Source organism: Falsiroseomonas bella (assembly GCF_003173615.1).
Lineage (GTDB): Bacteria > Pseudomonadota > Alphaproteobacteria > Acetobacterales > Acetobacteraceae > Falsiroseomonas > Falsiroseomonas bella.
On the sequence record NZ_QGNA01000001.1, the window covers coordinates 1,408,293 to 1,428,705 of the forward strand.

At 72.6% G+C, this 20,413-nt stretch carries 22 protein-coding genes; 8 read left to right on the top strand and 14 right to left on the bottom strand.

All coding sequences use genetic code 11. The features are described from left to right. Positions 1–21 precede the first annotated feature (21 nt). A complete protein-coding gene (locus DFH01_RS06605) occupies positions 22–1,035 on the top strand; it encodes an NAD(P)-dependent oxidoreductase (RefSeq protein WP_109869533.1) in 1,014 nt (337 codons plus the stop codon). Here DFH01_RS06605 and DFH01_RS06610 read toward each other — a convergent pair. From DFH01_RS06610 to DFH01_RS06625, 4 genes are read right to left on the bottom strand one after another with little or no spacing between them, the layout of a single operon-like run. Then, positions 1,007–2,179 (bottom strand): MFS transporter, encoded by a 1,173-nt coding sequence (locus DFH01_RS06610; RefSeq protein ID WP_158287634.1) that lies wholly within the window; start codon positions 2,177–2,179, stop codon positions 1,007–1,009. The genes DFH01_RS06605 and DFH01_RS06610 overlap by 29 nt on opposite strands. Next, positions 2,172–2,714: an MOSC domain-containing protein gene (locus DFH01_RS06615; RefSeq protein ID WP_109869535.1), complete on the bottom strand. Its 543-nt coding sequence runs from the start codon at positions 2,712–2,714 to the stop codon at positions 2,172–2,174. The genes DFH01_RS06610 and DFH01_RS06615 overlap by 8 nt, the downstream gene beginning before the upstream one ends. Next, entirely contained in the window at positions 2,711–3,898 is a 1,188-nt protein-coding gene (rlmN, locus tag DFH01_RS06620) for a dual-specificity RNA methyltransferase RlmN (RefSeq protein ID WP_408609179.1), read from the bottom strand. The genes DFH01_RS06615 and rlmN overlap by 4 nt, the downstream gene beginning before the upstream one ends. Beyond that, positions 3,895–4,422 (bottom strand): invasion associated locus B family protein, encoded by a 528-nt coding sequence (locus tag DFH01_RS06625; protein WP_109869537.1) that lies wholly within the window; start codon positions 4,420–4,422, stop codon positions 3,895–3,897. Before DFH01_RS06625 ends, rlmN begins: the two co-directional genes overlap by 4 nt. An 81-nt stretch (positions 4,423–4,503) precedes the next feature. Here DFH01_RS06625 and DFH01_RS06630 point away from each other — a divergent pair, with 81 nt between their 5' ends. The 3 genes from DFH01_RS06630 to DFH01_RS06640 all read left to right on the top strand — a co-directional run bounded on the left by DFH01_RS06630 (position 4,504) and on the right by DFH01_RS06640 (position 7,104). After that, positions 4,504–5,751 (top strand): class I SAM-dependent methyltransferase, encoded by a 1,248-nt coding sequence (locus DFH01_RS06630; protein ID WP_109869538.1) that lies wholly within the window; start codon positions 4,504–4,506, stop codon positions 5,749–5,751. 106 nt (positions 5,752–5,857) lie between these two features. Then, complete coding sequence (locus DFH01_RS06635) at positions 5,858–6,787, top strand: DnaJ C-terminal domain-containing protein (RefSeq protein WP_109869539.1); 930 nt, start codon at positions 5,858–5,860, stop codon at positions 6,785–6,787. Positions 6,788–6,789: 2 nt separating this feature from the next. Beyond that, a complete protein-coding gene (locus DFH01_RS06640; RefSeq protein ID WP_109869540.1) occupies positions 6,790–7,104 on the top strand; it encodes a chaperone modulator CbpM in 315 nt (104 codons plus the stop codon). A gap of 121 nt (positions 7,105–7,225) precedes the next feature. Here the strand turns inward: DFH01_RS06640 and DFH01_RS06645 are convergent, their stop codons facing one another. The 4 genes from DFH01_RS06645 to fsa all read right to left on the bottom strand — a co-directional run bounded on the left by DFH01_RS06645 (position 7,226) and on the right by fsa (position 10,076). Then, a complete protein-coding gene (locus DFH01_RS06645) occupies positions 7,226–7,576 on the bottom strand; it encodes an HU family DNA-binding protein (protein ID WP_109869541.1) in 351 nt (116 codons plus the stop codon). A 213-nt stretch (positions 7,577–7,789) separates the two neighbouring features. Then, positions 7,790–8,722 carry a tyrosine recombinase XerC gene (locus DFH01_RS06650; RefSeq protein WP_109869542.1) on the bottom strand — a complete coding sequence of 311 codons (933 nt, stop codon included), beginning with the start codon at positions 8,720–8,722 and terminating at the stop codon, positions 7,790–7,792. Continuing rightward, complete coding sequence (locus DFH01_RS06655) at positions 8,722–9,423, bottom strand: DUF484 family protein (protein ID WP_109869543.1); 702 nt, start codon at positions 9,421–9,423, stop codon at positions 8,722–8,724. Before DFH01_RS06655 ends, DFH01_RS06650 begins: the two co-directional genes overlap by 1 nt. Further along, entirely contained in the window at positions 9,420–10,076 is a 657-nt protein-coding gene (gene fsa, locus DFH01_RS06660) for a fructose-6-phosphate aldolase (RefSeq protein ID WP_109869544.1), read from the bottom strand. Before fsa ends, DFH01_RS06655 begins: the two co-directional genes overlap by 4 nt. A 73-nt stretch (positions 10,077–10,149) precedes the next feature. Here fsa and DFH01_RS06665 point away from each other — a divergent pair, with 73 nt between their 5' ends. Then, positions 10,150–12,381 (top strand): primosomal protein N', encoded by a 2,232-nt coding sequence (locus tag DFH01_RS06665; RefSeq protein WP_109869545.1) that lies wholly within the window; start codon positions 10,150–10,152, stop codon positions 12,379–12,381. A gap of 34 nt (positions 12,382–12,415) precedes the next feature. Beyond that, positions 12,416–13,051, top strand: coding sequence for a glutathione S-transferase family protein (locus DFH01_RS06670; RefSeq protein ID WP_158287635.1), 636 nt, complete (start codon positions 12,416–12,418; stop codon positions 13,049–13,051). On the opposite strand, the gene DFH01_RS06675 is transcribed toward DFH01_RS06670, so the two are convergent. The 6 genes from DFH01_RS06675 to DFH01_RS06700 all read right to left on the bottom strand — a co-directional run bounded on the left by DFH01_RS06675 (position 13,048) and on the right by DFH01_RS06700 (position 18,799). Next, a complete protein-coding gene (locus tag DFH01_RS06675) occupies positions 13,048–13,296 on the bottom strand; it encodes a YqaE/Pmp3 family membrane protein (RefSeq protein WP_109869547.1) in 249 nt (82 codons plus the stop codon). The genes DFH01_RS06670 and DFH01_RS06675 overlap by 4 nt on opposite strands. Before the next feature lie 37 nt (positions 13,297–13,333). Then, positions 13,334–13,429 carry a DUF2474 family protein gene (locus DFH01_RS28965; RefSeq protein ID WP_269846217.1) on the bottom strand — a complete coding sequence of 32 codons (96 nt, stop codon included), beginning with the start codon at positions 13,427–13,429 and terminating at the stop codon, positions 13,334–13,336. 1 nt (position 13,430) lies between these two features. Beyond that, positions 13,431–14,480, bottom strand: a complete 1,050-nt coding sequence (gene cydB, locus DFH01_RS06685; protein WP_109869549.1) for a cytochrome d ubiquinol oxidase subunit II — start codon at positions 14,478–14,480, stop codon at positions 13,431–13,433. Between the two features lie 5 nt (positions 14,481–14,485). Beyond that, the gene (locus DFH01_RS06690; protein WP_109869550.1) at positions 14,486–15,919 is read right to left on the bottom strand and encodes a cytochrome ubiquinol oxidase subunit I; all 1,434 of its coding nucleotides are present in this window, start codon (positions 15,917–15,919) and stop codon (positions 14,486–14,488) included. A gap of 99 nt (positions 15,920–16,018) precedes the next feature. Next, positions 16,019–16,300, bottom strand: coding sequence for an ACT-like domain-containing protein (locus tag DFH01_RS06695; RefSeq protein ID WP_109869551.1), 282 nt, complete (start codon positions 16,298–16,300; stop codon positions 16,019–16,021). A gap of 126 nt (positions 16,301–16,426) precedes the next feature. After that, complete coding sequence (locus tag DFH01_RS06700) at positions 16,427–18,799, bottom strand: mechanosensitive ion channel domain-containing protein (protein WP_233255989.1); 2,373 nt, start codon at positions 18,797–18,799, stop codon at positions 16,427–16,429. A gap of 128 nt (positions 18,800–18,927) precedes the next feature. On the opposite strand from DFH01_RS06700, the gene DFH01_RS06705 reads away from it, so the two are divergent. Together DFH01_RS06705 and DFH01_RS06710 are read left to right on the top strand one after the other, a co-directional pair. Continuing rightward, the gene (locus DFH01_RS06705) at positions 18,928–20,097 is read left to right on the top strand and encodes an MFS transporter (protein WP_158287636.1); all 1,170 of its coding nucleotides are present in this window, start codon (positions 18,928–18,930) and stop codon (positions 20,095–20,097) included. A 44-nt stretch (positions 20,098–20,141) separates the two neighbouring features. Beyond that, entirely contained in the window at positions 20,142–20,339 is a 198-nt protein-coding gene (locus tag DFH01_RS06710; protein WP_109869553.1) for a twin transmembrane helix small protein, read from the top strand. The last annotated feature ends 74 nt before the right edge of the window (positions 20,340–20,413 follow it).

Sequence of the window (20,413 nt, forward strand, 5' to 3'; positions counted from 1 at the left end):
CGGCCCCGAGGAGGAAACGAGATGCGCGTGCTGCTGACGCACACCCCCGAGATGCGCGTGAACTACTACCCAGACCGCGCGCTCGCCGCGCTGCGCCAGGTGGCGGAGGTGGTGCTGCACGACGGCGAGGCGCCGCTGTCGGGCCTCGCGCTGGCGCGCGCGGCGGCGGGTTGCCAGGCCATCGTGGCGGACCGCGCGACGCCGGGCACGAAGGAGACCTTCGACAACGCGCCCGACCTCGTCGCCTTCCTCCGCGTGGCCGTGGATGTCTCGACGATCGACATCGCGGCGGCGTCCTCGCAGGGCGTGCTGGTGACGCAGGCGACGCCGGGCTTCGGCGCGAGCGTGTCGGAACTCGCCATCGGCATGATGGTGGACCTCGCGCGCAACGTCTCCGAATACACGGTGGCCTACCAGGCCGGCCGCCTGCCGGAGCCGCGCATGGGCCGCCAGCTGGAAGGCCGTACGCTGGGGCTGGTCGGCTATGGGCTCATCGCGCGGCGGATCGCCACGGTCGCGCTGGCGATGCGCATGAGCGTCATCGCGCATGACCCCTTCGCACCGATCGAGGATGCGGGCGTGGAATCCGTGCCGCTGGACCGCGTCTGGGCCGAGAGCGACGTGGTGATGCCGCTCGCGGTCTCGATCCCCGCGACGCGGCACATCGTCAACGCGGCCTCGCTCGCCGCGATGAAGCGGGGCGTGCTGCTGGTGAATCTCTCGCGCGGCGAGCTGGTGGACGAGGCGGCGCTGGCGGCGGCGCTGGGCAGCGGGCATGTCGCGGGCTTCGCGATGGATGTCGGCAGCGCGCCCGACCAGCGCCCGGACCCGGCGCTCGCCGCGCGCGCGAATGTCGTGGCGACGCCGCATATCGGCGGGCTGACGCCTGAAGCGGCGGAGCACCAGGCGATGGATACGGTGCGCCAGGTGGCGGATTTGGCGCGCGGCGTGATGCCGGAGCGCGGGCTGAATGCGAAGAAGGCGACGCGGCTCGCGCGCCTCGGCATCACCCCTTCGGCAGCACCCAGCGGTTGATCGCCACCGCCAGGGCCACGGTGCCCGCGGCCGCCAGCAGGAAGCCCGGCGTGAAGCCGGCTTCCGCGATGATGGTGCCGAACACCACCGCCCCGAGGCTCTGGCCGAGGAAGAGCGACATCGCGAAGCCCGCTACCGCCGTGCCGCGCGCTTCCGGCAGCGCTTCCGTCGCACGCGCCTGCAGCACGCCGTGCAGCATGAAGAACAGCAGCCCGAGCATCGCCTGCGCGCCCGCCACCACCCACCAGGCGGGCGCGAGGGCCATGGCGGCGAGCGCGGCGCCGAGGCCGAGGCCGCCCCACAGCACCATGCCCCGCTCGCCGAGCCGCTTCACGAGACGGCCGGCGCTGCGCGTGTAGACGAAGGCGCCGAGGCCGAAGCCCGCCACGGCGAGCCCCGCCTCGGCGGCCGAAAGGTCGAAGCGCTGGATCAGCAGCGAGGCGATGAAGGGCACCGCGCCACCGAACAGCAGCATGCCGTCCAGCGCCGTCACCAGCATCAGTCGCCGCCCCGCGGGCCGTTCCAGCAGGCGCAGGAAGCCGCCGAAGCCGGGGCGGCCGCCGCGCCCGCCCTGCTTCCAGCCGGGACCGAGCAGCAGGATGAAGAGCAGCGCGATGGCCGCGCCGATGCCGCCGAGCACGAGGAACGAGGCGCGCCAGCCGGCGAATTCGGCGACGATGCCGGAGATCGGGCCCGCCAGCAGCGTCGCCATCACCATGCCCGTCAGGAAGCGCCCGATCGTCGCCTGGCGATGCTCATAGGCCACGCTGTCGCCGATATGCGCCATGAAGAGCGGGATGGTCGCCGCGGCGAAGAAGCCGGACAGCACGCGCATCGCCAGCAGCGCGACGAGGTCGGGCGCGAGCGTCGCGCCGAGCAGGGTGGCCGCGTAGAGCGCCATCGCAACCGCTGCGACGCGCATCTTGCCGAGCGAATCGCCGACCGGCCCGGCTGCGAACTGGCCGAGGCCATAGGCCATGGCGAAGCCCGCGATCAGCGGCGCGACCGCGCCGAGCCCGACGCCGAACTCGCCCGCGAGCATCGGCAGCAGCGGGTCGAGGATGCGCAGGCCGCAGCCGACGGTGAAGGCCGCCATCGCCATCAGCCAGATGGGCGGCGAGATGGCGGGCTGGCGGTCAGACACGCTGCAGGCGTTCGTGCGGTTCGGGCGGCAGTTCGACCGCGATGGCATCGCCGGCCGCGACCTCGCCGCCCGCGATCACCACGGCCATGATCCCGGCCTTGAGCAGCACTTCGCCATCCGCGCCGCGTCCGATCAAAGCGCGCATCAGTCCCGGCCGGAAATCGTCGAGCTGATGACAGGGATTGCGCAGCCCCGTCACCTCCGCGACCGCATCGGCGCCCAGATGCAGCCGCGCGCCGCGCGGCAGCGCCAGCAGGTCGAGCCCGCGAGTCGTCACGTTCTCGCCGAGATCGCCGGGCGCGACGTGGAAACCGGCGGCGGCGAGATCCTGCAGCGTCTCCTCCGCGATCAGGTGCAGCTGTCGGAGATTGGGCTGCGACGGATCGCGCGCGACGCGCGAGCGGTGCTTCACCGTGACGCCCGCATGCGCGTCGCCTGCCACGCCGAGGCCGGAAAGCAGGCGGATGCTGGGCAGACGGGGCTTCGAGAAGCCGTGGATGGCGCTGGCGGCGACGGCCTGGACCGTGCCGCTCACGCGGCGTCGGCCTTGCGGCGCGCGCGCTCGCTTTCCGTCTTGAGCTGGCCGCAGGCGGCCAGGATGTCGCGGCCGCGCGGGCGGCGGATCGGGCTGGAATAGCCTGCCGCCGCGACGATCTCCGCGAAGCGCCGCACCTGCTCGGGCTTGCTGGTGAGATACGGGCTGCCGGGCCAGGGGTTGAAGGGGATCAGGTTGACCTTTGCCGGGATGCCCTTGATCAGCCGCACCAGTTCCTTCGCTTCCGCCTCGCTGTCGTTCACGCCGCGCAGCATGACGTATTCGAAGGTGATGCGCCGCGCATTGCTCGCACCCGGATAGCGGCGGCAGGCGGCGATCAGCTCCTCGATCGGATACTTCCGGTTCAGCGGCACGATCTCGTCGCGTAGCTCATCTGTCACGGCGTGCAGCGAGACGGCGAGGTTCACGTTCAGCTCCGCGCCGCAGCGATCCATCATCGGCACGACGCCGGAGGTGGAGAGCGTGATGCGCCGGCGGCTGAGGGCGAGGCCCTCGTGGTCCATCACGATCTTCAGCGCCTTGGCGGTGTTCTCGTAGTTGTAGAGCGGCTCGCCCATGCCCATGACGACGATGTTGGACAGCAGCCGCGGCGTGCCGTCCTTCGGGCTCGGCCATTCGCCGTAGCTGTCGCGCGCGGCCATGAACTGCCCGACGATCTCCGCGGCGCCGAGGTTGCGTACCAGCTTCTGCGTGCCGGTGTGGCAGAACCGGCAGGAGAGGGTGCAGCCGACCTGGGTGGAGATGCAGACCGCGCCGCGATCCTCGTTGAGGTCGGGGATGTAGACCGTCTCCACCTGCTGCCCGTCGCGGAAACGGAACAGCCACTTGCGCGTTGTGTCCTCGCTGGTCTGCTCGGTCGCGACCTCGGGCCGGCCGACCACGAAGCGCTCCGCGAGCTTCGCCTGCATCGGCTTGGCGATGGTCGGCATCTGCGCGAAGTCGGTGACGCCCTGGTGGTAGATCCAGTGCCAGAGCTGGCGGGCGCGGAAGGGCTTTTCGCCGATCGCGACCATCTCGGCTTCCAGCTCCGCGCGCGAGAGGCCGACGAGGTCGCGGCGGCCATCCGGCAGCGTCGCCGCCGGCGGCGCGAAGAGCGCGGCCTTGGCCAGGATGCGTTCCCGCTCGGTCTGCGTAAGGTCGGCGGCCGCCGGAGAAGCGCTCACCGGCCCGGCCTTGCCTGGGGCGGGCATTCACGGCCGATCGCCTCATACGCCGCGGTGAAGCCGCTGAGCGAGAAGGTGTCGGTCACGTTGCCGCGCGACCCGGGGGTGCGCGTCAGCGCCTCCCGTCCGGCCTTGAAGGCGGCGATCAGCTCCGCCCCGTCCTGGAAGAAGGCGCTCGACTGCACGACGCCGTAGGAGCGGTATTCCTGCGTGCCGACCGCCAGCGCGGATTCGGCGCCGCGCGCCAGGGCGAACCCGACCGAGACCGCCACCTGGTCGCGCCCGCCCGGGCGATGCGTCACGGTCAGGGTGACCGGGCCGCGGTTCGGCGGCGCGCCCTCGCTGCGCATGGCGCGGGTGAAGGCGTAGCAGACCTTGCGCCCGCTCTCCTGATGCGTCGCGGCCGTCCAGTTCTGGAAGGCGCCGAGCCGCGCGGGCGCCTGCCTCTGCTGGGCGGCGGCGGGAAGGGCGAGGAGCAACGCGGCGGCGGCGGCCGGAACGGCGAGGGAACGGCGGCGGAGCATGCCGGCTAGATACGGCGCGAGGTCCGGGGGGACAACCTCGCGCCTTCCGCGATGGGCGCGGCGCGCCTATGCAGGCCGCCGATGGCCGACCGCACCGACCTCCAGCTCGCCGCGCAATACGAAGCCTATCCCTACCCCGCCCGCGACCCGCGGGACGAGGCGAAGCGGCTGGTGGTGGGCAGCCCCTCCCACCTGCGGGAGGTGGACCACTGGATCTTCGGCGCCCGGCGCCCGGCCTCCCGCCCGCTGGACGCGCTGATGGCCGGGGGCGGATCGGGCGACGGCACGATCATGCTGGCGCAGCAGCTGGCCTGGCTCGGGCGGCCCGGCCGCGTCACCTGGCTCGACCGCTCGGCCCATGCGCGCAAGGTGGCCAGCGCCCGGGCGGCGGCGCGGGGCCTCGACAACATCGCCTTCGAGGAAGGCTCGATCCTGGAGCTGCCGGGATCGGGCCTCGGGCCCTTCGACTATGTGGATTGCTGTGGCGTGCTGCACCACATGCCCGACCCGGCTGCGGGTCTCGCCGCGCTGGTCTCGGTGCTGGCGCCGGGGGGCGGGATCGGGCTCATGGTCTATGCGCCGCATGGCCGCACCGGCGTCTACATGCTGCAGGACGCGCTGCGCCTGCTCGCCCCGCCCGACCAGCCGCCGCCCGCGCGCGTGGAGGTGGCGAAGCGGCTTTGGAAGCAGGTGCCGGAGACCGCCTGGCTGCGCCGGAACCCCTGGATCGAGGACCACATCAAGGGCGGCGATGCGGGCCTCTACGACCTGCTGCTGAACCCGCGCGACGTGGCCTTCACCGTGCCGCAGCTCGCCGCGCTGATCGCCGGCGCCGGCCTGCGCATCGCCTGCCTGGTGGAGCCGCTGCGCTACGATCCCGACACCTGGCTGGCCGATCCCCGCCTGCGCGCCCGCACGGCGGAGCTCGACCCGCTGCAGCGCGCGGCGCTGGCCGAGGCGATCTGCGGCAACATGGGCATCCACATCGCCTATTGCGTCCGCGCCGAGGACCCGGTGCTTACGCCGGCCTGGGAGGACGACGCGGCGGTGCCGGTGCTGCGCGAGCTGGACGGGCCGAGCCTGGCCAAGGGCCTTCGGCCGGATGGCGTGGTGCCGGTGACCTGGGACGGGTTGCGCGCGATGGTGCCGTTGCCGCGGCTGGCCGGCGCCTTCCTGCAGCGCGTGGACGGCCGGCGCAGCTGGGGCGAGATCACCGCGGAGGTCGTGGCGGCCGGCGCCTCGGCCGAGCAGGCGGCGCGCGACCGCGCCGCGCTCTCGCGCACGATGGAGAAGCTCAATCGGCTCTTGCTCGCCGCCCCCGCACACTGACCGCGGGCCTTGTTGGCGCGGCGTCCGGCGCCCACATCCGGGGTGAACCGCGGGTGCCCATGCGGGGCCCGCACCCTTCCATGTTGCTCCCCGCGAGGATGTGGAGATGACCGACGACCCCTACGCCGCGCTCGGCGTGAAGCGGGACGCGTCGCAGGACGAGATCCGGCGCGCCTACCGCAAGCTGGCGCGCAAGCACCACCCCGACCTCAATCCCGGCGACAAGGCCGCGGAGGAGGCGTTCAAGCGCATCGCGGCGGCGAACGACCTGCTCTCCGACCCCGAGAAGCGCGCCCGCTTCGACCGCGGCGAGATCGACGCCTCGGGCCAGGAGAAGCCTCAGCAGCGCTACTACCGCGACTTCGCAGAAGCAGGCGGGCCGCAGGGCTATGCCTCCGATGCCGGCTTCGCCGACATGGCGGATGCCGACGAGATTCTTTCGGAACTTTTCGGCCGGCGCGCCGGCCGTGGCGGCGCGCGCGGCGGCGCCGGCATCCGCATGCGCGGCGCCGACCTGCATGGCCGGCTCTCGCTCGATTTCCTCGAGGCGGTGAACGGCGCGAAGAAGCGCGTGACGCTGCTGGAAGGCGAGACGGTGGACGTGACGGTGCCGCCCGGCACGCGCGACGGCCAGGTGCTGCGGCTGCGCGGCAAGGGGGCGCCCGGCTTCGGCGGCGGCCCGGCCGGCGACCTGCTGGTGGAGGTGCAGGTCGGCGAGCACCGGCACTACAGCCGCAAGGGCGACGACATCCTGCTCGACCTGCCGGTCACGCTGCCGGAGGCGGTGCTGGGCGGAAGGATCGAGGTGCCGACGCCGGCCGGCGCCGTGATGGTGAACGTGCCGAAGGGATCGAACACCGGCACCGTGCTGCGGTTGAAGGGCCGCGGCGTGCCCCGCGCCGATGGCAGCCGCGGCGATGCCTATGTCACGCTGCGCCTGGTGTTGCCCGACCGGCCCGATCCCGAGCTCGAGGAGTTCGCGGCACGATGGCAGGCGGGGAAGGCGCAGCAGCCGCGCGCCGGGATGGAGGGCTGAGCATGGAGGACGGCGACGATGCGCTGCGCCGTGCCCGCCTCGATCCGGCGCTGGTCGAGGCCTGGGTGGCAGAGGGCTGGATCCTGCGGCGGGAGGAAGGGGGCTGGACGGAGCTCGATCTCGCGCGGGCCTGCCTGATCCGCGACCTGCGCGAGGATCTCGGCGTCAACGAGGCGGGGATCGAGGTGGTGCTGGACCTTCTGGACCAGCTGCACGGCCTGCGCGCCGCGCTGCGCGGCCTGGCCGGGACGGTGCAGGGATTGCCGGAGCCGCTGCGCCAGGAGGCACTGGCGGCGCTTCGGCGCGGGCGCGGCTGAGGCGGGCCTCAGCCGCCGCGCTGCCCCCGACCAGCCTGGGTAAGGGGCAGCAGGCTGCCCCTTACTTCGGCGTCCGACGCGATGCGTCGAACCCCCCGCAAGCGGGGGAGGGGGAAGGCCCTCAGATGGCTTCCTTCAGCTCCTTGGCGGGGCGGAAGGCGATCTTCTTGGAGGCCGGGATCTGGATCTCGGCGCCGGTCGCGGGGTTGCGGCCGGTGCGCGCCGCGCGGGAGCGGACCTCGAGCACGCCGATCCCCGAATAGCGGATCTTGTTGCCCTTCTTGAGGTGCGCCGCGAAGGCGTCACCGAGGTCGTTCACGATCGCCTCGACCTGCCGCTTCGGCATGTCGTGCTTCTCGGCCAGTTCCGCCGCGATCTGCTTCACCGTCACCGTGCTGGGAGCGGCGGCCTTGGCCTTGGCCGCCGGAGCTGCCTTGGGTGCCGCGCCCTTGCTGCTCGCCTGCTTTGCCATCTGGTTTCCTCATCCATGGTTGCACGCCCGGACCGGATGGCCGGCGGGGCGCCGGCACCGCCCCGAGTCCTGCAGGGCGCGGACTCTCGATAGGAGAGCGCAAGGGCCGCCGCAACTGGTGAAACGGCCACGTACGCACGGAAAATGCGGCGCGGCGGGCATCCGGCCGCCGCGCGGCCGAAGTTTCGTCCGATTTCGGAACGAAGGGCCGGGTCAGTCGGCGCGCGGATGTGCCTGGCGCCAGGTCTGCAGCAGCGCGGCCGCGTCCACCCTGGTGTAGCGCTGCGTGGTGGAGAGGCTGGCGTGGCCCAGCAATTCCTGGATCGCCCGAAGGTCTGCGCCGCCGCCGAGCAGATGCGTCGCGAAGGAATGCCGCAGCGCATGCGGCGTCGCGTGTTCCGGCAGGCCGGCGAGGCGGCGGAACTGCCGCAGCGACCGCTGCGCCACGGCCGGGTCCAGCCTGGCGCCGCGGGCGCCGAGGAACAGGGGCTGGTCCGGCGCCGGATCGGGATGCTGCGCCAGCCAGGCGGCGATCGCCTGGCGCACCGCCGGCAGCACCGGCACCAGGCGCTCCTTGCCGCCCTTGCCGCGCACACGCAGACCGCCTTCCGCGCCCGGTCGCGGCGCGTCGCGCACATCGAGGGCCAGCGCCTCCGCGATGCGGAGGCCGCAGCCATAGAGCAGGGTGAACAGCGCGACGTCGCGCGCCGACTGCATCGCGGGATGCATCGCGCGCTCCGGGTCGTGCACCAGGCCGATGTCGCGTGCCACTTCCTTCGCTGCCTCGGGCGTCAGCGCGCGCGGGACCGGCGCCTTGGCACGCGGGCCGCGCAGCCCGGCCAGCGCGGCGGTGTCGCCGCCATGCCGCCGCGCGAGATGGCGCAGGAAGCCGCGGATCGCGGCGAGGCGGCGCGCCCGCGTGGCGTTGGAATCGCCTTCGCGCGCACGGTCGGCCAGGAAGGCGCGCAACTCGGCGGGGCGCAGCGCGCCGAGCGCGGCGCGGTCCGGCTCCTCGCCCAGGTGCCGCGTGAGGAAACCGAGGAAGAAGCCGAGGTCGCCCCGGTAGGCTTCGATGGTGTTGTCGCTCGCGCGGCGTTCGCGCGCGAGGAGGTCGAGCCATTCCGCGACGGCGGCGGTGCCGTCCATCACCTGGCGAGCGCGGCGGCGACGGCGCGGCCGAGGAAGGCGAGGGTCTGCGCGGACTGCCGGGCCGGCAACGCGACCGACTCGCGGGCGCCGAGGGCGAGCAGGCAGGGCGTGCCGCACCAGAGCGGCACCTTCACCAGGGCGTCGCGCACCACCAGCGGCGCGGCTTCCGCATGCAGCAGGTCGCGCTCCGTCACCTCGCTGCGCACGAGCGCGTCGCGCCCCGGGCCGATCAGCCGCGCCACGGCGCCCGGCGGCAGGATGCGCACGCCGTGGCGGGGCAGGGCCGTCTCGGCACGGCCGTTGATCACGGCCCGCGCCGCGGGCGCTTCGGCCAGCAGGGCGCAGCTTTCCACCCGCAGCAGCGGCGGCCATTCATGGGCGATGGTGTCGGGCACGTCGCGCGCGCGCATCAGCGCCAGCACGGCGAGGCGCACGCGCAGCACCAGGCCGGTGCCTGCCCGGCCATCGGCGACCGCCGCCTGCATCTCGGCTTCCAGTGCGCGCAGCCGGGCGCGCTCGGCGGCGACCATCGCGGCCATGTGATCGGCGAGATTCTCGCCATGGACCCGCTTCGGCGGCGTGAGGGCCCGGTAGAGTTCCGGGCGTCGCGCCAGGAAATCGGGGTTCGCAACGAGGAAGGCCGCGACCTCCTCGGCCATCGGATCGTGGTCGAGGATCGGCGCGGCCGCGTTGCTCACAGGATGGACTGCCCCGTCTTCTTCCAGTCGGCGAGGAAGGCCGAAAGGCCGCTGTCGGTCAGCGGGTGCTTGAGCAGCTGGCGGATCACCGCCGGCGGAAGGGTCGCGACATGCGCGCCCATCTTCGCCGCCTGCACCAGATGCATCGGGTGGCGGACGGAGGCGACCAGCACCTCGGTCTTCAGATGCGGGTAGTTGCGGTAGATCTGCACGATGTCGGCGATCAGCCCCATCCCGTCGGTCGAGATGTCGTCGAGCCGGCCGACGAAGGGGGAAATGAACGCCGCGCCCGCCTTCGCCGCCAGCAGCGCCTGCGCCGCCGAGAAGCAGAGCGTCACGTTCACCGGCGTGCCCTCGTTCGCAAGCGCGCGGCAGGTGCGGAGCCCCGCCTCCGTCAGCGGCACCTTCACGGCGACGTTGGCGGCGATGCCGCGCAGGTACCGACCCTCGACCAGCATCGTCTCGAAGTCGGTGGCGGTGACCTCGGCGCTGACGGGGCCCGGGGTGATGGCGCAGATCTCCGCGATCACCTCGGCCATCTTGCGACCCGACTTGGCGATGAGGCTCGGGTTGGTGGTGACGCCGTCAACCAGGCCGGCCTCGGCCAGGGCGCGGATCTCGGACACCTCGGCGGTGTCCACGAAGAATTTCATCCTATATTGTCCCTGGAACGCGCACCCTGGATGGGATTGCGGTCTGCACATGAACTGAGAGCAAACATACAGGATGCATGAGCCCAGGCGGAAGTCGCCGCCACCGAACCAACCATCGGGCGTTGCCGCCGCGCCACGGATTCGCGTTCTGCTGCCCCTGCCGCTGACGGCGGGTGCCTATGACTACCGGCTGCCCCCCGGGTTGCAGGCGCGGCCTGGCAGCTTCGTGGTGGTGCCGCTCGGCGGACGGGAGGTGGTGGGCGTCGCCTGGGATGGCGAGCCCGATCCGTTGCTGCCTGCCCGGCGGCTGAAGGACGTCCGGGGCGTGCTGGACGCGCCGCCGATGCGCGAGAGCCTGCGCCGCTTCGTGGACTGGGTCGCCGCCTACACCATCACCCCGCCCGGGGCCGTGCTGCGGATGGCGATGAGTGCCCCCGCCGCGCTGGAACCCGCGCCGCAGAAGGCCGGCTGGCAATTGGCGCCGGAGGCGCTGCGGGAGGGAGTCCGGCTCACCCCCGCCCGGCAGCGCGTGCTGGACCACCTGCAGCCGGGCGAGGTGCGCTCCGGCACCGACCTGGCGGAGGCGGCGGGCGTCTCCGCGGGGGTGGTGCGGGGCCTGGCCGACGCCGGGCTGCTTGTGCCGGGCCTGCTGCCGCGGGGCGCCGCCTTCCCGCTGCCCGACCCGGAGCATCCCGGCCCGACGCTCGGCCCCGATCAGGCGGCCGCGGCCGAGGCGCTGCGCGCCAAGGTGATGTCGGGACAGTTCGGCGTGACGCTGCTGACCGGCGTCACCGGCTCCGGCAAGACCGAGGTGTATCTGGACGCCGTCGCGGAATGCCTCCGGCAGGGACGCCAGGCGCTGGTGCTGCTGCCGGAGATTGCCTTGAGCGCGCAATGGCTGGAGCGCTTCCGGCGACGCTTCGGGGTGGATCCGGCGCTGTGGCATTCGGAGCTGTCGTCCCGCACGCGGCGCGACACCTGGCGCGCCGTGGCGGAAGGCGCGGCGCCGGTGCTGGTCGGGGCGCGGTCCGCGCTGTTCCTGCCCTATCCCGATCTCGGCCTGGTCGTGGTGGACGAGGAGCACGAGACCGCCTTCAAGCAGGAGGAGGGCGTGATCTACCACGCGCGCGACATGGCCGTGGTGCGCGCGCGCTTCGCCGCCGCCGCCTGCGTGCTGGTCTCCGCCACGCCCTCGCTCGAGACGCTGACCAATGCGGAGACCGGGCGCTACGACCACCTGCACCTGGCGGAGCGCCACGGCAGCGCCGGCCTGCCGGCGGTGGAGGCGATCGACCTGCGCAAGGACCCGCCGGAGCGCGGGCGCTTCCTCTCGCCGCCCTTGATCGAGGCGGTGAAGGACACGCTGGCGCGCGGCGAGCAGGCGATGCTGTTCCTGAACCGTCGCGGCTATGCGCCGCTGACGCTGTGCCGGTCCTGCGGCCATCGCATGCGCTGCCCGAACTGCACCGCCTGGCTGGTGGAGCATCGCGCGCAGCGGCGCCTGCAATGCCACCATTGCGGCCACGCCGAGCCGATCCCGGCGCAGTGCCCGGAATGCAAGGCGCTGGGCAGCCTGACCCCGGTCGGCCCCGGTGTGGAGCGCGTGCTGGAGGAGGTGCAGCAGCTCTTCCCCGATGCGCGGCGCATCGTGATGGCAAGCGACACCATCCCCGGCCCCGCGGCGGCGGCGGCGGCGGCGGAGGCGATCGCGACGCGGCAGGTGGACCTGATCATCGGCACGCAGATCGTCGCCAAGGGCTGGCACTTCCCGCATCTCACGCTGGTCGGCGTGGTGGATGCCGATCTTGGCCTCGCCGGCGGCGATTTGCGCGCGGCGGAGCGCACGCTGCAACTGCTGCACCAGGTGTCGGGCCGCGCCGGGCGCGCCGAAGCGCCGGGCAAGGTGCTGCTGCAGACCTTCTCGCCGGACCATCCCGTGATGCGCGCGCTGGTCTCCGGCGACGTCGCCGCCTTCATGGCGGAGGAGGCGGCGGGCCGCCGCCCGGGCCATTGGCCGCCCTTCGGCCGGCTCGCCGCGCTGATCGTCAGTTCCGAGGATGAGCGGGAGGCGGACCGTGCCGCGCGCGACCTCGGGCTTTCAGCGCCGCGCGCCGAGGGCGTGGAGGTACTGGGCCCGGCGCCCGCGCCGCTCGCGCTGCTGCGCGGCCGGCATCGGCGGCGCCTGCTGTTGAAGGCGCGGCGCGACGTGCCGGTACAGCCGCTGCTGCGCGACTGGCTGCATCGCGTGGAACTGCCGAACAGCGTGCGCGTGCAGGTGGATGTGGACCCGGTGGGCTTCCTATAGTCTCCGGGTCAACCACCACGGAGGAGCGACCGTCATGCCCGTCATCCTGCACGGCCCCGGCTATTCCACCTATGCCCGCACCGCCCGCCTCGCGCTGGAGGAGAAGGGCGTCGCCTATGAGCTCAACGAGGTGGACATCCTGACCGGCAAGGGTCATGCGCCGGAGCACCTTGCGCGCCATCCCTGGGGCAAGGTGCCGGCCTTCGAGCATGACGGCTTCACCCTGTTCGAGACGCTCGCCATCACGCGCTACGTGGACGAGGCCTTCCCCGGCCCCGCGCTGCAGCCAAGCGATGTGAAGGCGCGCGCGCGGATGACGCAGATCTGCAGCGTCGTGGACAGCTACGGCTACGCAGCGATCGTCGGCAAGCTGTTCTGGCAGGAGGCGATCGTGCCGATGCAGGGCGGCACGCCGAATGCCGAGATCGCCGCCGAGGGCCTCAAGGTCACGCGGCAGGTGCTGGACGTGCTCGAGGGCCTCGCGGCGGGCGACCTGCTCTGCGGCGGCAGCGTCAGCCTCGCCGACCTTCATCTGCTGCCGGTCGTGGAATATCTGCGCATGACAAAGGAGGGCGGCGCCGCCTTCGCCGCCAAGCCGAAGCTGTCGGCCTGGTGGGAGACGATGAACGCGCGCCCCGCCGTGGTGAAGACGCGGCCGAAGCTCGGCTAGACGCGCTGCTGCCGGCGAAGCGCGTCCTCGACCAGGCGACGGTCGCGCGCTTCCTGGCGGCGGTTGTAGACCACCGCCACCGCCCAGACGACGGCGACGAGCCAGGCCGCCTGCCCCGCCACGAAGGGCAGCAGGATGAAGAGAAGGCCGCCCAGCCAGAGCAGCCCGTTGAACACCGCCTGGAAGGGGCGCCCCTGCAACAGGATCGCCAGCGGCGGAACCAGGATCGCGAGGAGGTAGGACATGCGCGGCAGATGGCCCCGGCATGTCCGCGATTCAACGTCACAGGCCGAGCGCGGCGCGCAGCAGCAGCGCGATCGCACTCAGGCTGAAAACGCCGGCGAGCCACAGGCCGATGAACCAGGCGAGGCGCTTCACCTCAGTGGTGGTATCCCTCGCCAGGCCGCACCTTGCCGCGGAAGAGCCAGTAGACGAAGCCGGTGTAGACCAGGATCACCGGCACCAGCACCGCCGCGCCCACCAGCAGGAAGGCCTGCGTCGCGGGCGGCGCGGCGGCCTGCCAGATCGTCAGCGCGCCCGGCACGATCATCGGCCAGAGGCTGATGCCAAGGCCCGCATAGCCGAGCAGGAACAGCCCGAGCGTGCAGCCGAAGGGAATTGCGTCGCGCCACAACAGGCTGGTGCGCTTGCCCGGGATCGGCGGCGCGGCCAGCGCGCGGAACAGGATCACTGTCAGCACCACCACCAGCACCGGCACGATCCAGGCGATGAAGAGCGCCGGCGCGCGGAACCAGCGCTGCGCGAAGGTGGGCTCGAGGAAGGGCATGATCAGGCTGACCGCCGCCATGAAGCCGAGCGTCACGAGCGTCAGCCAGCGCGCCTGCCGCCGCGCCACCTCCTGCAGCGCGCCTTCCGTCTTCCACACCAGCCAGGTGGCGCCGAGCAGGCCGTAGCCGGCGACCAGCGCGACGCCGGTCAGCACGGAGAAGGGCGTCAGCCAGTCCCACCAGCCGCCGGCATAGCCGCGGCCTTCCACCGCGATGCCCTGCACGAAGGCGCCGAGCACGACGCCCTGGCAGAAGGCGGCGACGGTGCTGCCCAGCCAGAAGCCGTTGTCCCAGGCGCGCTTGCCTGTCTCCGTCTCCTGCCGGAAGCGCATCTCGAAGGCGACGCCGCGGAAGATCAGCGCCAGCAGCATGACGATCAGCGGCATGTAGAGCGCGGGCATGACGATGGCGTAGGCCAGCGGGAACACCGCGAGCAGCCCGCCGCCGCCCAGGATCAGCCAGGTCTCGTTGCCGTCCCACACTGGCGCGATGGAGTTCACCGCCGTGTCGCGCTGCTCGCCGCGCGCTAGGCGCGGGAACAGGATGCCGACGCCGAGGTCGAAGCCGTCCATCGCGATATAGAGGAACACCGCGGTGGCCAGCAGCAGCGCCCAGATCAGGGGAAGGTCGAGCTGCTCCATGCCGGCTACTCCGCGGGACCGGGCTGGGTGATGCGCCCTTCGGGCAGTGACGGGGCGGGCGTGATGCCGGCGGTGCGGATCGGCGCGCCCTCGGCCGGGCCTTCCTGCGCCGGATGCGGCGGCGCGCCCATCAGGCGCAGGATCAGCCAGATGCCGGCGCCGAAGACGACGAAATAGACGACGACGAACATCGCCAGCGAGGTCGCGACCGCCGGCGCTGCGATGGGCGAGACGCTGTCCGCCGTGCGCAGGTAGCCATAGACCGTGTAGGGTTGCCGTCCCGCCTCCGTCACGATCCAGCCGGCCGTCACGGCGATCAGGCCCGACGGCCCCATCGCCACGGCCCAGCGATGCAGCCAGGGCGTGCCGTAGAGCCGGCCGCGCAGGCGCAGCACGAAGGCGGCGATGCCGAGGGCCGCCATCAGCAGCCCGATCGCCACCATCACCCGGAAGGACCAGAACACCAGCGGCACGTTGGTTGGCCGGACGGAGGGCGCGAAGGCCTTGAGCCCCACGATCTCCGCCTCCCAGTCATGGCCGAGGATCAGGCTGCCGAGTCCCGGGATGGCGAGTTCCAGGTCATTGCGCTCCTCCGCCATGTTCGGCAGGGCGAAGAGGATCAGCGGCGCCATCGGGCGGCGTTCCTCCCAATGGCCTTCCATGGCCGCGACCTTCGCCGGCTGGTGTTCCAGCGTGTTCAGCCCGTGCAGGTCGCCCATCACCACCTGCGCGGGCGCGACGAGCAGCGCCATCCACATCGCCATGGAGAACATCAGTCGCGCATGCGCATTCGCCGCATCCCGCAGCAGGTGCGCGGCGCCGACCGCGCCGACGATGAAGGCGGTGGTCAGGTAGGCGGCCAGCACGACATGGCCGAAGCGATAGGGGAAGGACGGGTTGAAGATGAGCGCCCACCAGTCCACCGGCAGGAACAGCCCCTCCGGGCTGATCTCGAAGCCGGCGGGCGTGTGCATCCAGGAATTCGCCGCGATGATCCAGAAGGTGGAGAGCAGCGTGCCGAAGGCGACGGAGCAGGTGGCGACGAAATGCAGCGCCTTCCCCACGCGGTTCAGCCCGAACAGCATCACGCCGAGGAAGCCGGCCTCGAGGAAGAAGGCGGTCAGCACCTCGTAGCCCAGCAGCGGCCCGATGGAGGGCGCGGCGCGGTCGGTGAAGACCGACCAGTTGGTGCCGAACTGGTAGGACATCACGATGCCGGAGACGACGCCCATCGCGAACGCGACGGCGAAGATGCGGAGCCACCACTTGTAGGTCTCGATGAAGACTGCGCGCCCGGTGGCGAGCCAAAGCCCCTCCAGCACCGCGAGGAAGGAGGCGAGGCCGATCGTGAAGGCCGGGAACAGGAAGTGCCAGACGACGGTGAAGGCGAACTGGAAGCGCGCGAGGTCGAGCGCGCTCGGGAAGGCATCCCACGGCATCGGCGGCTCCCGGTTGCCTGGCCGGGAGCCTAGCGCCTTTGCGGCGGCTAGCGCCGCGTCACCTTGGCGTGACGCCGCTTGGTGTGACCGCGGTCGTGCTCAGGCGGCGAGGCGGACCACGCGGCCTTCCATCGCCTCCACGCGGCGCACGCCGATGATCTGGCCGAGATTGCCGGCGACGAGATGCACCATGCCGAGCGGCATGGCGGTGAGCGACACCTCCGCGCGCATCGCCGCGCCGTCGCGCGTAGCGCGCACCGCGTCGGGGATCAGGTCGCGCTTGGCGAAGGGTTCCAGCACGCGGGAGAGCAGGCCGGGCGAGACCTCGGCCGTGACGGTGAAGCGGGCCGCGACCAGCGGCTCCTCGAACTCTGCGGACATTTTCGGAAAACTCCGGATCGGGGGGGGGGACTGGCGGGCACCCGGCCGCGCGCGCCCGCGCCCCGAGGGGCGCTGCGTCTCAGGCGGCCGGGCCGCTAATTCGTCCCGTGAGGATCCGGAGGTGCGTCACGACGCCGTTTTAGCGCCCGGCGCGGCTTCGGGGAAGTCCTCCTCCGCCGGGTGCTTCCCCCCGCCGGTGATGACGAGCTTCTGGTGCGGGTAGGGGATCTCGATGCCGAGCTTGTCGAAGCGCTGCTTGATCCGCCGGTTGAACTCGCGCCCGACGCTCCAGCGTGCCGAGGGATCGGTCTTCACGCGCGCGCGGATCACCACGCCGGAATCCGCCAGCCGCTCGACGCCCAGGATCTCCAGGTCGTCGCGGATCTGCGGGCCGAGCTTCGCATCGGTGCGGATCTCGGCGGCGATCTCGCGCAGCACCTCGCCGACGCGGTCGGTGTCCTCGCCATAGGCGACGCTGACATCGAGCACGGCGAAGCCGAAGTCCCGCGTCATGTTGGTCACAGTGGTCACGGCGCTGAACGGGATGATGTGCACGCTGCCATCCATGGCGCGCAGCTTGATCGAGCGGATGGAGAGCTGCTCCACCACGCCCGACAGGCCGGAGAGCTGCACGACGTCGCCCACCGCCACCGCGTCCTCGAACAGCAGGAAGATGCCGGTGATCACGTCCCGCACCAGCGTCTGCGAACCGAAGCCGATCGCGAGGCCGATCACGCCGGCGCCGGCGATCAGCGGCGCGACGTTCACGCCGATCTCCGTCAGGATGTTGAGCGCGACGAAGATGATGATGCTGGCCGACAGCACGGTGCGCAGCATCGGCAGCAGGGTGCGCACGCGGGCACTGCGCGCCGCCTGCGCGTCCCGCGAGAGCTTCGTGAGGTGGCGCTGGATCGCGGCGTTGGAGAATTCCCAGATCGCAACCGCGACCACGATCGTCAGCGCCATCGAGACGAGCGAGGCGAGCAGCCGCGCGCCGAGCTGCCCGCGCCCGAACCAGGCGAAGGCGTCGAAGCCCCAGGCTTCCATCAGGAACAACAGCGTGACGCAGCCGATCAGCGCGCTGGCGAAGCCCTTGAGCACCGGCAGGTAGCGGTTCGCCCGCGCCTCCAGCCCCGGGTAGCGGCGCGCGAGGTCGGGCCCGATGCGGAAGCCGCGCGTGACGATGCGGCGCATCAGCACATCCGCCAGCTTGGCGAGGCCGAAGATGACGAGGGTCAGCGCCGAGCCGCGCAGCAGGCGCTCGAAGCCGTCGCGGATCTCGAGCGCCCAGACGCCCCAGAGCGCGAACAGCCAGAGGATGGCCAGCAGGTGCCAGATCTCGGCGAGCCGGTTGCGCAGCGCGCGGAACAGCAGCCGCGTGCGGTCCGCCGTCTCCCCTTCCGGCAGGGGCTTGGCGCGCAGGGCATCCGCCACCTGGTGGCGGTTCTGCAGGATCACGATGACCAGCAGGATCGAGACGATCAGCAGCGAGATGCGCAGGATCGCGTCATAGGCGCTCCAGGGCAGGCCGAAGAGCAGGCCGGCCTCGGCCACGGCGTAGCCGAACAGCGCCACAACCACGATCCGGCGGATCCAGATGTTGATGTAGGCCGATGTCTCGTCGCCCACCTGCACCAGGCGCAGATGCGCGGAGGCCGGAGAGAACAGCATCCGCGATCCGGCCATCACCGCGCGCAGCGCGATATAGGCGTTGTTCGCGGTCAGCAGCACGAGCTCGGTCGTCGGCAGCGGACGGACGAAGCCGATCAGGCCGTAGGAGACGACCGCGAAGGCCGCCACGGGGATCAGGTCCAGAACGAAGCGGCCGAGCACCAGCGGGACACGGCGCATCCAGGTCCAGACATTGCCGCGCTCCGGCGCCATCGCGTCCAGCCGGTCGGACCAGCGCCGCAGCGCGCGCGCGGTGATCCACTCCGCCAGCAGCGCGAGGCTGAACAGCAGCGCAAGCTTCCAGGCGGCGTCCAGCACCCGCGTCTGCGTCACCGGGTCGCGCACGATGCCGGCGGCCCAGACGGCGACGCCCTGCACGTCGGTCAGGGCCTGCGCGGCGGCGAGCACGCTTTCCGACAGCGCCTGCAGGCGTTGCGAGGCGCCCATGAGCAGCTGCGCGCCGAGCGTGTTGGGCGCGAGGATCGTGACCTCTGTCGCGGCCGGTGCCGCGGCAGCGCCCTCGGCGGCTGCCGGGGCGGCGGCCGGCGTCCCATTGGCCGCGGCAGGCGCGGCGGAGGCCGGGGCGGTGGCCGCAGGCGCGGCAGCGGCGGGCGCTGCGGCGGCCGGGCTGGCCCGCTGCGCCGCCTCCAGCGCGCGCAGGAACTCGGCGCGCCGCGCATCGTCGCGCAGCACCTCGATCAGCCGTTGGATCTCGCCCGCGGGCGCCGCGGGCGCCGCGGCCGGCGTGGCGGGCGCCTGGGCGCGTGCCGGGCCCAGCGCAGGCATCGTGACCAGGCAGAGCAGGAGGAGGAGTCGGGACAGGACCATCAACGCGGGGGTGAACCGCGCCCCTCCGGCCCGGTCAACCCTGGCGTGCGGCACGCCGGTTGCAGCGCAACAGGCCCGGCCACAGGATCAGCGCCGTGCAAGCCGGCGGCCCCTCCCTCTTCACATTGATGTTGGCACTGCTCGCGGTGCACCTGGCGGGCATGGGCGCCTTCCTGACGGTGCCCGTGCTGGCGCCGGCGATCGGCGCCGAGACCGGCCTGCCGGCCAGCCTCGCCGGCCTGCATACCGCGCTGGCCTATGCCGGCGCCCTGGTCACGGCGCCGCTGACCGGCCCCCTGGTGCGGCGGCATGGCGGCATCCGGGTGCTGCAGGTCGGCCTCGTGGTGGTGGGCTGCGGCCTCATGCTTGCGACGCTTGGCGCGCCCTGGGCGCTGGCGCTCTCGGCCTTCGCGGCCGGCATGGGGCATGGGCCGGTGACGCCGGCGAGCAGCCATGTCATTGCCGCGCGCACCCCGCCGCGCCGCCGGGCGCTGGTGTTCAGCCTGAAGCAGGCCGGCGTGCCGGCAGGCGCCATGATGGTCGCCGCCGTGGCGCCCGCGGCTGCGGTGCTGGGCGGCTGGCGGGCGGGCGTGCTGACGATGGCGCTGACCGCCTTCCTGGTGGCCGCCGCGCTGCAGCCGCTCCGCGCCGCGCTGGATGCGGAGCGCGACCCGCGCGCGGGCGCCGCCGGCCTTCGGGCCGTCGCGCGTGAGGCGACGGGCGCTGTCGGCATGCTGCGGCACGATGCGCTGCTGCGGCGGCTGACCGTGATGTCCTGCTGCTATGGGGTGGCGCAGTTCTGCTTCCTGACCTTCTTCGTCGCCTACCAGGTCGGCACGCTTGCGACGCCGCTGCCCGAGGCCGGGCTGCGCCTGGCGGTGGCGCAGGCCGCGGGGGTGCTGGGCCGGGTCGGCTGGGCGCTGATCGCGGACCGGGGCGGGGCGCGGGCGGTGCTGGTGGCCTGCGGCGTGCTGGCGGCGGCGGCCGGGCTGGTTCTGGCGGCCGCGGGCCCGGGCTGGCCGGTGCTGCCGGTGGTGCTGGCCGGCATCGTGATGGGGGCCTCGGCCGTCGGCTGGAACGGCGTGATGCTGGCCGAGGCCGCCCGGATCGCCCCGCCCGGCCAGGTCGGGGCGGCCACCTCGGCGTTGTCCTTCGCCTTCGGGGTGACGATGCTGGTGGCCCCGCCTGCCTTCACCGGCCTGGTCGCCCTGACCGGGGGCTATGCCGCTGGCTTCCTGCTCTGCGTGGTCACCGCGCTGGGCGGCGCCCTGGCCATCGCGACAGCGCCCCGCCGATAGGTCAGGCGGGTTGCCGTGCCGGCCGGACCTGCCATCTTGGCCGCATGGTGACGGTCCTCAAGGTGCTGGTCGTGGTCTCGGTGCTGGCCACGCTCGGCGTGATGTTCGCCGGCATGGCCGGTCTGGCGCGCAGCGAGCAGGGCGGCGGCGCGCGGTCCAACATGCTGATGCGATGGCGTGTCGGCCTGCAGTTCCTCACCGTCATCCTCTTCCTGCTGCTCCTCCTCGTGATGCGGGGCTGAGGGGAAGCCGCCGTGCCCGCCTTGCCCGGCCGGGTTCCGGCAACTATGGTCCGGCCCGTTTCGCGGCCGCGCCG